At 58.6% G+C, this 13,139-nt stretch carries 14 protein-coding genes; 7 read left to right on the forward strand and 7 right to left on the reverse strand.

What is annotated here, in order from left to right:
* Window positions 1-20: 20 nt before the first annotated feature.
* From ACR0A1_RS07135 to ACR0A1_RS07145, 3 genes are all read left to right on the forward strand, one after another.
* On the forward strand, window positions 21-923 hold the full coding sequence (locus ACR0A1_RS07135; RefSeq protein WP_170393546.1) for a DMT family transporter: 903 nt from the start codon (window positions 21-23) through the stop codon (window positions 921-923).
* Window positions 924-939: 16 nt separating this feature from the next.
* Window positions 940-1,545 carry an inner membrane-spanning protein YciB gene (locus ACR0A1_RS07140; protein WP_170393548.1) on the forward strand — a complete coding sequence of 202 codons (606 nt, stop codon included), beginning with the start codon at window positions 940-942 and terminating at the stop codon, window positions 1,543-1,545.
* Window positions 1,546-1,654: 109 nt separating this feature from the next.
* Complete coding sequence (locus tag ACR0A1_RS07145) at window positions 1,655-2,323, forward strand: Crp/Fnr family transcriptional regulator (protein ID WP_170393550.1); 669 nt, start codon at window positions 1,655-1,657, stop codon at window positions 2,321-2,323.
* 229 nt (window positions 2,324-2,552) lie between these two features.
* Here ACR0A1_RS07145 and ACR0A1_RS07150 read toward each other — a convergent pair whose 3' ends face one another.
* From ACR0A1_RS07150 to rpiA, 6 genes are all read right to left on the reverse strand, one after another.
* A complete protein-coding gene (locus tag ACR0A1_RS07150) occupies window positions 2,553-3,995 on the reverse strand; it encodes a Do family serine endopeptidase (protein ID WP_480866882.1) in 1,443 nt (480 codons plus the stop codon).
* A 179-nt stretch (window positions 3,996-4,174) separates the two neighbouring features.
* Window positions 4,175-4,369 carry a DUF2065 domain-containing protein gene (locus ACR0A1_RS07155; protein WP_170393554.1) on the reverse strand — a complete coding sequence of 65 codons (195 nt, stop codon included), beginning with the start codon at window positions 4,367-4,369 and terminating at the stop codon, window positions 4,175-4,177.
* Window positions 4,369-5,265, reverse strand: coding sequence for a protease modulator HflC (gene hflC / locus ACR0A1_RS07160; RefSeq protein ID WP_170393556.1), 897 nt, complete (start codon window positions 5,263-5,265; stop codon window positions 4,369-4,371). Before hflC ends, ACR0A1_RS07155 begins: the two co-directional genes overlap by 1 nt.
* Window positions 5,265-6,407, reverse strand: a complete 1,143-nt coding sequence (gene hflK / locus ACR0A1_RS07165; protein WP_170393723.1) for an FtsH protease activity modulator HflK — start codon at window positions 6,405-6,407, stop codon at window positions 5,265-5,267. The genes hflC and hflK overlap by 1 nt, the downstream gene beginning before the upstream one ends.
* 72 nt (window positions 6,408-6,479) lie before the next feature.
* On the reverse strand, window positions 6,480-7,838 hold the full coding sequence (gor, locus tag ACR0A1_RS07170; protein ID WP_480866810.1) for a glutathione-disulfide reductase: 1,359 nt from the start codon (window positions 7,836-7,838) through the stop codon (window positions 6,480-6,482).
* A gap of 129 nt (window positions 7,839-7,967) precedes the next feature.
* The gene (rpiA, locus tag ACR0A1_RS07175) at window positions 7,968-8,753 is read right to left on the reverse strand and encodes a ribose-5-phosphate isomerase RpiA (protein WP_170645840.1); all 786 of its coding nucleotides are present in this window, start codon (window positions 8,751-8,753) and stop codon (window positions 7,968-7,970) included.
* 167 nt (window positions 8,754-8,920) lie between these two features.
* Here rpiA and ACR0A1_RS07180 point away from each other — a divergent pair, with 167 nt between their 5' ends.
* Genes ACR0A1_RS07180 through ACR0A1_RS07195 form a run of 4 tightly spaced genes read left to right on the forward strand, consistent with a single transcriptional unit; the run spans window position 8,921 to window position 12,401 of the window.
* Window positions 8,921-9,622, forward strand: a complete 702-nt coding sequence (locus tag ACR0A1_RS07180; protein WP_480753709.1) for a glutathione S-transferase family protein — start codon at window positions 8,921-8,923, stop codon at window positions 9,620-9,622.
* 1 nt (window position 9,623) lies between these two features.
* The gene (locus ACR0A1_RS07185; RefSeq protein WP_170511074.1) at window positions 9,624-10,997 is read left to right on the forward strand and encodes an L-serine ammonia-lyase; all 1,374 of its coding nucleotides are present in this window, start codon (window positions 9,624-9,626) and stop codon (window positions 10,995-10,997) included.
* Between the two features lie 27 nt (window positions 10,998-11,024).
* On the forward strand, window positions 11,025-11,441 hold the full coding sequence (locus tag ACR0A1_RS07190; protein WP_170510657.1) for a GFA family protein: 417 nt from the start codon (window positions 11,025-11,027) through the stop codon (window positions 11,439-11,441).
* 45 nt (window positions 11,442-11,486) lie between these two features.
* Window positions 11,487-12,401: a DMT family transporter gene (locus ACR0A1_RS07195; protein ID WP_170563387.1), complete on the forward strand. Its 915-nt coding sequence runs from the start codon at window positions 11,487-11,489 to the stop codon at window positions 12,399-12,401.
* Here the strand turns inward: ACR0A1_RS07195 and ACR0A1_RS07200 are convergent.
* Entirely contained in the window at window positions 12,346-13,053 is a 708-nt protein-coding gene (locus ACR0A1_RS07200; RefSeq protein WP_170563390.1) for a thiamine diphosphokinase, read from the reverse strand. The genes ACR0A1_RS07195 and ACR0A1_RS07200 overlap by 56 nt on opposite strands.
* Window positions 13,054-13,139: the final 86 nt, after the last annotated feature.

Genomic DNA, 13,139 nt, shown 5'->3' on the forward strand with positions numbered 1-13,139 from the left:
GCCCAAGCGAAAGCCCCGATTTGAGCGACTGGCTGATCTCCCTCGAAGGCACCGAAGCAGGCCACCAACTCGCCCTCGCCCTCGCGCTGATGGCGGCCTTTCTGCATGCGGTTTTCGGTGCACTGCAAAAAGGCCGCCACGACCCGTGGATGTCGCGCGGGGCGATCGATGCCTGCTACTGCCTTATGGCGATGCCATTCGCCTTCTTCATCGTGCCATGGCCCGAACCTTACATGTGGCCGATCTTTGGCGTCGTCTGGCTGATCCATATCGGCTATAAAGTGCTGCAGGCGATGGCCTACACCAAAGGCTCCTATACCGTTGTCTATCCGGTCGTGCGCGGTACTGGCCCGCTCTTCACCGTGATCGGAGCCTATCTTTTGTTCGGTGAAACCTTCTCGGCCATCCAATGGCTTGGAGTCGCGACGCTTCTTGCGGGTATCTTCGGCCTTGCCGCCTATAACCTGCGCTACCTTGAGACCAATCGAGATACGCTGCAAATCGCGCTGGTGCTGGCGGTCGTCACGGGCCTCTTCGTGGCGCTCTATACGACCTATGATGCCTACGGTATCCGCGCTACGGCTGACCCGTTCACCTTCCTTGCGTGGTTCTTCATGATCGACGGGGCCGCGATGCCTATCTATGCTGCGCTCAGATACCGCGCAATGATCCACCGCCCTGCGCTTGGACCTCTGATGCTTCGCGGGTTCGCGGGCGGCATCATTGCGCCGATGTCCTTCGGTGCCATCATGCTCGCCACGCGACTGGACAAGGTCGGAGAGGCGGCGGTCCTGCGCGAAACCTCCACCGTTTTCGCAGCACTCATCGGCTGGCTGGTGCTGAAAGAAACTGTCGGCCCCAGACGCATTGCGTTGATGGCATTGATTGCACTCGGCGCAGTAATAGTTGAAATGGGCGGGTAAGCAGCAGGTTGGAATCATGGCAGAGAAAAAAGACATCAACCCATTCCTCAAACAGGTACTGGAACTTGGCCCCCCACTGGCCTTCTTCTTCATCTACCTGCGCCTGCGTGATGACAATTTCGTGATCGGCGGCACCGAGTATTCTGGGTTCATCGTCGCCACCATCCTGTTCGTGCCGCTGATGCTGGCTGCCATGGGCATCCTCTGGTACCTGACGGGCAAACTCAGCCGTATGCAGATTTTCACCGCATTCATGGTGATTTTCTTCGGCGGCCTCACCGCGTGGTTCAATGATGAGCGGTTTTTCAAGATGAAAACAACGCTGGTCTATGGCTTCTTTTCCGCCATCCTCGGGATCGGGCTTTTGCAGGGGAAATCCTACCTGGCATATGTTCTGGACGAGATGCTACCCATGCAGCACGAGGGCTGGATGATCCTCACCCGGCGTCTGTGTGCCTGTTTCGCAGTACTGGCCGCAGCCAATGAATTGGTCTGGCGCACGATGTCAACGGACCTATGGGTCAAGATCGAAACCTTCGGCTTTCCCATTGCCTTGATGGCGTTTCTGATGATGCAGTTCAACCTGCTGCAAAGCTATATGGATGATCCCGACAAGCAATAACTGTTCTTGCCCAAGCGTAACAAGCTAACAAAATTTCTTGGCTTAAGCTTGAAGCTGTGAAAAGTTGGGTCACCACCCGCACCACTCAACCCCGGAGATCAGCGCCCGAATGATGGCATTTCCCAACAGTGGATTCCTGTCCGAAGCCTCTGAAGAGCTGCGCACCATGCTGGCAGCCCAGGCCACCGAAGTCACATTGGATCGGGGCGATGTCCTGTTCGAGCAGGACGATGAAGGCGATGCGCTCTATGCCATTCTTTCCGGTGCGCTCGAAGTGTCATTTCTTGCGTCGAGCGGGCGCAAGCTTTCTCTCAGCATGATGCGCCCAGGTGAGGTGTTCGGGGAGATCGCGTTGTTCGACAGCGGTCCCCGCACCGCAACCGTAACAGCAGCTGAGCCCTCCAAAGTCCTGCGCGTTCGCCAGAAAGACATGATGGCGCAGATCCGGGAACATCCTGACCTTGCGGTGGATCTGATCCGCTTGGCCGGTCTTCGCATGCGTTATATGGGCGCTCAATTGAACGAGCAGGTATTCCTGCCGATGCCGATCCGACTGGCGCGCAAGCTTTTGCACCTGGCAGGACAACAGGACAGCCCAACGGCACGTATCACGCTTTCGCAGAGCGAATTGGCCGAATTTGTCGGTGCGACGCGTGAGGCAGTGTCAAAGACCATTTCGACATGGAAACGCGACAATGTCGTCGAAGCTTCGCGCGGCGGGCTGCAGATCCACGACTTTGACGCGCTGCGGCAACTGGCCGAATCCGATTTAATCTAAATTTTCGGCACAGATGTGATCCGCTTCACATACGCAGCTTTAAGATTGCCCTAAGGTCAATCCCGTTACCGTAGGAGGTCGGTTTTATCATCCCCGATATCTGTCCACCGACCTCTCCCTGTACAGAGCCATATGCCTTCCCCGGCATATGGCTTTTTTCTTAACGAAGTATGAAAAAGGCCGGGAAAATATCCCGACCTTCTAATTTCGGATCTGTTCGCTGAGTTTATTATTCTAGGCTCAGCGCTACGAACCGGGGTTCCCCGCCCCGCCGCACCAGCAGCAGCAGAGATTTGCGTCCTGCTTCACGCGCCTCATCCATCCGCGTCTCCAGATCGGTGATCGAAGTCACCTTCTGCTGCCCCGCCTCAGTGATAAGATCACCGGCGCGCAGACCCTTTTCAAAGGCTTCCGAGGATTCATCAACATTGGTCACCAACAATCCTTCGGCATCGGCATCCAGACCCAATTCCTCGCGCTGGCTATCCCCCAGCGGAGCGATGGTCAGGCCAAGAATATCCTTGTCTTCCTCCGTCGGCGTTTCGGCTTCCGGCTCCTCGCCGTTCTCGGCACGTTCGGCGTCTTCGCGGCGGCCCAGCGTCACCAGCACGGTCTGGGTGCCTCCATCACGGTGCACGACCACACGCACAGATTTGCCAACGGTGGTCTCTCCCACCTGCCGCACAAGGCCGCGTGTATCCTCGACCTCGACGCCATCAAAGCTGATGATCACGTCTCCGGCCAGCAGGCCCGCTTCTTTTGCCGGGCCTTCCGGTACATCGCTGATCAACGCACCTCCGGGTTTGTCCAGCCCCATCGCCTCGGCCATATCCTCGGTCACGTCCTGAATGCGCACGCCCAGCCAACCGCGGCGGGTCTCCCCGAACTCACGCAGTTGATCAACGACCTTGATCACCACATTCGAAGCCATCGAGAAACCAATCCCGATCGAGCCGCCATTGGGAGACAGGATCGCCGTATTCACACCGATCACCTCGCCATTCATGTTGAACAGCGGCCCACCCGAGTTGCCCCGGTTGATCGCAGCATCGGTCTGGATGTAGTCATCATATGACCCGCTCAGCGCCCGATTCCGGGCCGAGATAATCCCTGCTGACACCGAAAAGCCCTGCCCCAGCGGGTTGCCCATCGCGATCACCCAATCGCCCACGCGGGCAATGTCGCTGTCACCGAACTGCACGTATTTCAGCGGCCCTTCCGCCTCGACTTTCAGCAGCGCGATGTCGGTCTTTTCGTCCCGGCCGATTACCTTGGCAACCAAATCTTTCGCGGGCTGGCCATCACCGGGAAAAAACTCGACCAATATCTCATCAGCTTCGGCAATCACGTGATTGTTGGTGACGATATAGCCGTCTTCCGAGATCACGAAGCCCGAGCCCAGCGCATTGCTGCGACGTGGACGATTTTCATTGTCCCCGCCATTGCGATCCTGAAACTCTCGGAAAAAGTCTTCGAATGGTGAGCCCTCTGGCACGATCCCTTGCGGGCCAGTCTGGCCTTCGATCAGTGTCGACGTGGTGATATTGACTACCGCAGGGCTAATCTGTTCAGCCAGCGGCGCCAGGCTATCACCCCGCGCCTGCGCGGACACGGATTGAGCCAAAACCAGCAGCACCCCCACTAAGATCAGCCACATCAGCCGCATCTTCATAACAAAATCGTCCCGTCGGACGGACACACTGCGCGCCTTAGCCTGCACTTGGGGTCTCCTTGTTGACTAATTCTCTGTTGGCATCACCCGGATGCCCTTCTTTGCAACCAATGTAGTCAGTTTGTCCCGGCCCGCAACTCGGGATCGCGGGGAAATCACCGGTGCGTGAAACCATCGCATCAAAAACCGACCTGATATGCGCCCCACAGCAGCACCAGCCCACTGACCACACAAAGCAGCCCGACCAGCCGCCGCGCCTGTTCCGGCAACGCGCGCAGCGCCTCAAGCATGCGTTCAATAAGCGAAGGGGCCAGCGCATAGGCCAGCCCCTCGACAATCAGTACCAGCCCGAAGGCCAGAAGGATCATGCCCATCACTCAGCGGCCGCAGCTGCCGGTGCCCGACGCCCGGTCGGAGAAGCAAGGTAGTTGAAAAACTCCGAGTCCGGGCTCAGGATCAACGAGCTGTTGCTGCCTTGCAGAGCGTTCTCGTAAGCAGTGAGCGACCGGTAGAATTCAAAGAATTCCGGATCGGCACCATAGGCTTCGGCGAAGATCGCGTTGCGTTCGGCATCGGCCTCACCGCGAATGATCTCGGCCTCACGGTTGGCGTCGGAAACCAGTTCAACCACGGTCCGGTCGGCCTGCGCGCGCACTCGCTGCGCGGCTTCGTTACCGCGGGCGCGTTCGTCGGTCGCTTCACGTTCACGTTCTGCCTTCATCCGGTCAAACGTCGCCTCAAGGTTGGCCTGCGGCAGATCGGTCGCCTTCAGACGCACGTCGATTACGTTCACGCCCAGCGCACGTGCCTGTGCAATCGCGCTGTTGCGGATACGCAGCATCAGCGCGGCACGATCCGAACTCAGGATGTCTCGGGACGAAACCGAACCCAGCACTTCGCGGGTTTCGGCGCGCAGAATGCGGTCCAGACGATCCTCGGCAACCGGGATACCGCCGACACCAACGGCCTGACGGAACTGTTCCAGATCAGAAATCCGGTAGCGTGCGAAGGCATCGACCACCAGACGACGATCGTCCAGAGGCGTCACTTCCAGCGGCTGAACGTCAATCGACAGGATACGGTCGTCATACCGTACCACTTCCTGAATCAGCGGGATTTTGAATGCCAGCCCCGGATCTTCCTTAACCGCAACAACGCGACCAAATTGCAGAACCAGAGCGCGCTCACGCTCGTCCACGATGAAGATCGAGGACAGAACACCGACTATCGCAAGAAAGATGATCGGCAGAATAAACGTTGTCTTACGCATCAGTTGCTCTCCCCTGCAGGGTTACGGCGCAACTCGTTGAGCGGCAGATAAGGCACAACGCCCTGCCCCGATCCTGTCGAGTTTTCATCCAGAATGATCTTGTCCACATCACCCAGCACCTGCTCCATGCGTTCCAGATACAGACGTTTGCGGGTCACATCAGGTGCTTTGGAATATTCCTCCAAAACCGCGCTAAAGCGGCTGGCTTCACCCTGTGCACCGTTGATCTGCTGGGCACGATAAGCTTCAGCCTCTTCCAGTACCTGCGCGGCTTCACCACGCGCCTCAGCGAGAACGCGGTTGGCATAGGCGTCAGCGACGTTCTGCAACCTGTCACGCTCCTGCGCGGCGGCCTGAACGTCGCGGAACGCGGCAATCACGTCCTGCGGTGGATCAGCCTTGTCAAAGTTCACACGAACGATGTTCACACCCGAATCGTAGCTGTCCATGGTCTCTTGGATCAGTTCCTGCAGGCGATCAGCAATGATACCGCGATCCCGGTTCAGGATCGGCGCAAGTTCGCTCTGCGCAATAATCTCGCGCATCGCCGATTCAGACACGGCGCGGATTGTCTGGCGCGGATCACGCAGGTTGAACAGGAATTTCGCCGGGTCATTGATGTTCCAGACAACCTGATAATCGATATCAACCACATTCTCGTCGCCGGTCAGCATCAGACCATCGTCGCTGCCACGGGCACCGCCCATGTCTTCGTTCTGTTCGCGGGTCACCGGAATGACCTCGGCGGTTACAAACGGCCACGGGGCAAAATTCAGGCCCGGATTTCCCACAGCCGAGAATTCGCCCAGAAACAGTTCGACGGATTGTTCTTCCGGTTTGACGGTATAGAAGCTCGCCAAACCCCAAAGACCAGCCGCGACGAGCAGACCGATCGCAACGGTTCCCTTAGTAAACGCGGGGCCACCGCCGCCGCCCGAACCATTTGTACCACGGCCACCGCCGCCACGACCGCCCATCAGGACGCGCAGCTGTTCCTGGCCCTTTTTCATCAGCTCATCGATCTCGGGGATCTGCGGGCCGTCACCTTCGGGGGGCTTGCGCCCATCCCCGTTGTTACCCCGATTTCCTCCGCCTCCGGATGAGCCTCCGCCCCCCCAGGGGCCGCCGCTGTTGCCCGCCATATGTATCTTTTCCCTTGTGTTGGACCGTGTGATCACGGGTTCCCTTGTAACGTGTGTGCGCGCGCTTGCAAATCAAGCCGTGCGCACAGGTTGCCGCATTGTCACCAGTTCTTCGGCCATCACCGGATGAACTGCAACCGTACGGTCGAAATCTTCTTTGGTGGCACCCATCTTTACGGCAATTCCGGCAAGTTGGATCATCTCACCCGCGCCCGGCGCAACGATGTGACAGCCGAGTATTTTCCGCGTCTCTTGCGACACGATCAGCTTCATCAGCACGCGCTGTGTGCCTCCGGCAAACGCCTTCTGCATGGGCTTGAATGAGGTCGCATAAACCTCAATCGGTTCCTGTTCCGCAGCCGCTTCCTCGCTGAGGCCCACAGTACCCATTTCCGGCTGGGTAAAGATCGCGGTCGGGATCAGTTCGTGATCAACGGGCGTTGGGTTGCCTTTAAAGACGGTCTCGACAAAGGCCATGCCTTCGCGGATCGCCACAGGGGTCAGGTTCACCCGATCGGTTACATCACCAATGGCAAATATCGAGGGCACGCCTGTCTGGCTGTACTCATCCACGATGATCTCACCCTTGCGACCGCGCGCGACGCCCAAAGCCTCAAGCCCCATATCGTCAGCGTTCGGGGCACGTCCGGTGGCGTACATCACCACGTCAAACAACTGTTCAGACCCGTTGGTGGCTTTCACCCAGATCTTGTCGCCCTGCTGTTTCATCTCAAGCACATTGGTGCCCAGATGCAGGTCGATGCCATTCTGGCACATCTCTTCGCTGATCAGGCCGCGCGCTTCATCGTCGAAGCCTCGCAGAATCTGCGCCCCGCGATAGAACTGGGTCGTCTTGACCCCCAGCCCGTTCATGATCCCTGCAAATTCACAGGCGATATAGCCGCCACCTACGATCAGTAGGCTTTGAGGCAATTTCTCAAGATGGAAAATCTCGTTCGACGTGATGGCCAGTTCCGAGCCCGGAAACTCGGGCACAACCGGGCGACCACCGGTGGCGACCAGAATGTGCTTGGCGGTCTTGCGGGTGCCATCGGCCAGCTCGACGGTATGTGGATCGACCACGCGCGCGCGCAGGTCAAAGCTTTCGACCCCGTTGTTCTTCAGGATGTTGCGATAGATGCCCTCCAGGCGATCCAGCTCAGCATGCAGCTTGCCCTTGAACGTATCCCAGTTGAACGCGCCGGGCTGAATGTCCCAGCCATATTCCTGCGCATCGCCGACCGTATCCGCGAACTCGCTGGCAAACACCATCAGCTTCTTGGGCACACAACCCCGGATCACACAGGTCCCGCCATAGCGATCCTCTTCCGCCAGCGCCACCTTGGCCCCGTTTTCACCCGCCGCCACCCGTGCCGCGCGAACTCCGCCCGAGCCGCCTCCGATGACGAACAGATCATAGTCAAAGCTCATGTACGAGTTCCTTTTATTCCGCGTGGCCAAAATTCACTGGATATCTGGGCGCAAATCCTGAACTGCCAACCCCTGACGCGGGAAATAGTGATTTTTCTTCTGCAGTTTATCGCGCCACCTGCCTGATCTTTAGTCCGCCAGATCAGAAAACAGGTTGTCCCCGCCGTCGCCCAGCATATCGGTCAGGACTGTACCCTCATTGATATCACGCAATTCGACCCGGCCATCGCCATAACCAATGACAACCTTGTCGCAAATATCAATGAACAGCCCATTTTCGACCACACCCGGGATCTGATTCATTACCAGTGCCAATTGGCGGGCATTGCCGATCCGCTTGAGATGCAGGTCCAGAATGTGATTGCCCTCATCCGTAACCTTGGGTGCCTCACCGTTCATGCGCAAAGTGACCGAGGTGCCCAGCACATCCATTGTGTCCAGCGCTTCTTCAATCAGGGTGCGGGTGGTCTGCCAGCCGAACGGGATCACCTCGACCGGCAAAGGGAATGCGCCCAGCGTCTCGACCTCTTTGCCTGCATCCGCGATCACCACCATCTGATCGCTGGCTGTGGCCACAATCTTTTCCTGCAACAGCGCAGCACCACCGCCCTTGATCAGGTTGAACTCGCCATCAAACTCATCCGCGCCGTCGATTGTCAGGTCCAACCAGCCGGCCTGATCCAGCGAGACGACCTCGATCCCTTCTTCCCGCGCCAATTGCGCCGTCGCGGTCGACGTCGGAACGCCCTTGATTTTCAACCCCTCGTCGCGCACCCGTTCACCCAGGCGGCGCACCAACCATGCGGCGGTCGAGCCTGTCCCCAATCCCACACGCATCCCGTCCTGAACAAGATCGGCGGCACGACAGGCAGCAACGTATTTCGCTTTGTCGATGGGCGACAAGTCTCTGGTCATGGCAGCTTCCCCCAAGAATACTGCCAGACTTATACGGAATGCCCCGCGCAACTGCGAGAGGCAAAACACTCCGCACCTGTGCTAACATGTCGCTGAAATACGCGTTTCCGATAGGAAACGTCGCAATCAGCCTCTATTGTGATCGCCAGACCCCCTAGATAGTCGCCATGGAATCGCCATACCGCCTGCACTACGCCCCCGACAACGCCTCGCTGGTGATCCGACTGGCGCTGGAAGAGATGGGCCTACCCTATGAGACCATACTGGTCGATCGCGCCCGCGATGCACAGAATAGTGCGGCGTATCGGGCGTTGAATCCGAACGGGCTGATCCCAGTGCTGGAGACGCCCCAGGGTCCAATCTTCGAGACCGCCGCAATCCTGCTGTGGCTGGCTGATACGCATGGGCAATTGGCCCCGACACAGGTCAGCCCTGATCGGGCGGCATTCCTGAAGTGGCTGTTCTTCGCCTCAAATACCCTGCATGCCGATCTGCGAATCCTGTTCTATGCCGAGAAATACATCGCGGCAGATCAAGCCGATACACTACGCTCCGGCATTCACCCGCGGCTGCGGCAGCACCTGAAACTGCTGGATGCTCAGGCCCAAAAAGCGCCCGACTGGTTCAGTGCTGATCACCCTTCAGTCCTGACGATATATGTCTCCTGCATGATGCGCTGGATGGCGCTTTATCCCGCTAAGGCGGACCGCAGCTGGTATCAACTCGCCGACACGCCTTATCTGCAAAAAATCCTGGTGCAGCTAGAATCAAACCCGTCGACCCGCGCAGCTATTGCCGCCGAGGGGCTGGGGGTCACTCCCTTCACCTCGCCGACCTACGCCAACCCTCCAGAAGGCTCAGCTACCTGATATGTTTCTCTCTGTCTTCGATATGTTCAAAGTGGGCATCGGCCCATCTTCTTCCCACACCATGGGTCCGATGGTGGCCGCCGCACGGTTCCTTGACCTGATGCGCGCCTCGCCGTTCGAGTTTTCGGGCCTGCGCGGCTCGTTGCACGGCTCGCTGGCCTTTACCGGCGTCGGCCACGCCACCGACCGCGCTACCATTCTCGGCCTCGCCGGGTTTGTGCCTGACACCTATGACAACGACAAGGCCGAAGCCACACTGGCAGCTATCGCAGAATCCCATACGGTGACACCCGAAGGCCTGCCGACGCTGAGCTTTGATCCCAAAGCCGATCTGATCTTCGACTACGACAACAATCTGCCCGGTCATGCCAATGGTATGATCCTGATGGCCACTGACGCACAAGGCGATGTCATCCTGCGTCAGGTCTACTACTCCATCGGTGGAGGATTTGTTCTCACGGAAGAGGAATTGGCCGAAGGCAAGGCAACTGACGAAGGTGCGCCTGTGCCCTTCCCGTTCAAATCCGCCGCCGAAATGCTGCAAATGGCCAAAGACAACGGTAAAAGCATCGCTCAGATGAAGCGCGAAAATGAGATCGCGCGCGGTTGCGCGGATAGCTTTGCCAAAGGCACCGCGCGTCTTTGGCAGGTCATGAATGACTGCATCGAACGTGGGCTAAAAACGGATGGCATCCTGCCCGGTGGTCTCAGCGTGCGCCGCCGCGCCAAGGGCATCCACGATGCCCTGCTGGCGGAACGCGGCATGAACCTGAATGCCCCGCATACGATCAACGACTGGATGAGCGTCTACGCCATGGCCGTAAACGAGGAAAACGCAGCCGGTGGGCAAGTTGTCACCGCCCCTACAAATGGCGCGGCAGGCGTGCTGCCATCAGTTCTGCGCTATTACCTCGATCACGTGCCCGGCGCGTCCGAAAGCCATGTCGAGGATTTCCTGCTGACCGCCGCCGCCATCGGTGGTCTGGTCAAGTTCAACGCTTCGATCTCGGGCGCTGAAGCGGGCTGTCAGGCCGAGGTTGGCAGCGCGTCAGCCATGGCTGCGGCAGGCATGTGCGCCGTGATGGGCGGTACGCCTGAGCAGGTTGAAAATGCCGCCGAGATCGCGTTGGAACATCACCTTGGCATGACCTGCGACCCAGTCGCGGGCCTTGTGCAGGTGCCGTGTATCGAGCGTAACGGCTTGGGCGCGATTAAGGCCGTCTCTGCCGCATCGCTGGCCCTGCGTGGCGACGGCAAGCACTTTATGCCTTTGGACGCGGCCATTGAAACGATGCGCCAGACCGGCGAGGATATGCACGAGAAATACAAAGAAACCTCTTTGGGCGGGTTGGCCGTCAACGTGCCGAACTGCTGATCTGACAGCAAGAACAAGTGGGGTGACATGCGCGGACACTGCCTATGCGGCAAGATTGGATACGAGGTTGATCCTCCGGTTCTGTCCTGTGTCACCTGCCATTGCGACAGCTGCCGTCGCCAATGCGCCGCTCCGATGACCACCTATTTCGGCGTGCGCGACGGCAATTGGCGCTGGATCGGGGAAGAACCGAAACGCTTCAACTCCTCCCCCGGGGTCGAGCGCAGCTTTTGTCCCCATTGCGGCACACCGATATCCTTCCGGTCGACGGTGATGTCGGATGTGATGCATCTCTACGTCGCGACACTGGAAAATCCCGAAGTACTCAGCCCGACCTTGCATGTCGCGCACGAGGAAAAGCTTAGCTGGCTGCAGCTTGGTGACGGCCTGCCCACCTGCATCGGCCCGGATTACACCAAAGTCCAACCCCTGCCCGACACCTGAGATCAGAGCTTCCCCCTGTGCCGCTAAAGCGCTAGCGTCGCGCACATGACTCAGGATCGTCCCGTTCTCGGCATCATATTGATGCTCGGTTTTTGCGTGCTCGCACCGCTGGGTGACGGGATGGCAAAGCTGTTGGGTGAAACCACAGCTTTGGGACTGCTGGTACTGGTGCGGTTTGCTGTTCAGGCGATGATCTTGATCCCACTGATCGCGATGACCGGCAAGCCATGGAAGATGACGCCGCGCGTTTTGCGCCTGACGATGATCCGCACCCTTCTGCACATCATTGGGATCGCAGCGATGTTCACAGCGCTGCAATATATGCCGCTGGCCGATACCGTGGCCATCGCCTTTGTAATGCCCTTCATCATGCTGCTTTTGGGCAAATACGTACTGGGCGAACAGGTCGGCCCCCGACGTCTGGTCGCCTGTGTCGTGGGATTCATCGGCACCTTGCTGGTCATCCAACCCAGCTTTGCACAAGTGGGCGCGCCCGCCTTGCTGCCCCTGATCGTTGCGGTGGTCTTCGCCCTGTTCATGTTGGTTACGCGGCAGATCGCCAAGGAAACAGACCCGGTTGCACTGCAGGCGGTATCGGGGGCCATGGCTACCGTCTTTTTGCTTCCGATTGTCCTGCTGGGTTCCCAGATCGGCCTGCCAGCAATGTCCCTGACGATGCCCACGGCCGAGACGCTCTGGCTGCTACTGGGGATCGGTGTGCTGGGCACCGTGGCGCATCTGCTGATGACATGGTCTCTGCGCTATGCGCCGTCTGCGACTCTGGCCCCGATGCAATATCTAGAGATTCCGGTCGCCACCCTGATCGGCTGGCTGATCTTCCACGATCTGCCAAACGGGCTGGCCGCGCTAGGCATCGGCATCACCATCGCCGCCGGGCTCTACGTTATCCTGCACGAGCGGGCCAACGCTCGGTCCGGCCCGACTGAAACGCCTGCATAACCAGATCCAACGCCGCGCGCGGCAGGATCGTCAGCAACCCGGGTCCATCGACCTCAAGCGTTAGCGCGCCTAGCGCTCGGTTTGAGGTCCCGACCTGCCCGTCCGGTTCTAGCACCAGATCATCAATCGGCCATTCCAGCCCCTCGCTGCACCCGGTCACCCGCTGCAGCGGAAACAAAGAGACCGTGTCTCCTGCTGTGAGATCCAGACTGATCCGGGGTGGTGCATGAAAGACAATTTCTCGTGCGCCCAACAGGACACAAGGCCGATCCTGCAACCGAACCAGAGTATTGAACGCCACCAACTGATGATCCACCCGCGCGCCCAGAAATCCTGCTGCCAGCACCACAGGCGCATCCATATTGCGCAGCGCCTTGTCAAAATCGGTGCTGTTCTGCTCGGATATCCGGAACAACCGATCCTTGGGAATCCGGGCCCGATATTCTGCCGTAATCGAGTCCAAATCGCCGATCACTGCGTCCGGCATCCGTCCCGAATCAATCAACGCAGCCGCACCGCCATCCGCCGCAACGGCAGAATTGACGCGACTTAGCACCAGATTCACATCCTCTGAACAGATTTCGCCCCCACCAAACAGCCCGATTGGCCCGCCAGAGCGAACAATTGCCCCATTTTCCACAAGATTGACCATATTTTCCAGTTTTGGACATAATGAAACCACAAAATGATAGCTTCATGGCTAGAGTTTCGAGTCGGTTGCCCCTGCTGTGTCTGGTA

This window comes from Ruegeria sp. D6, assembly GCF_056534365.1.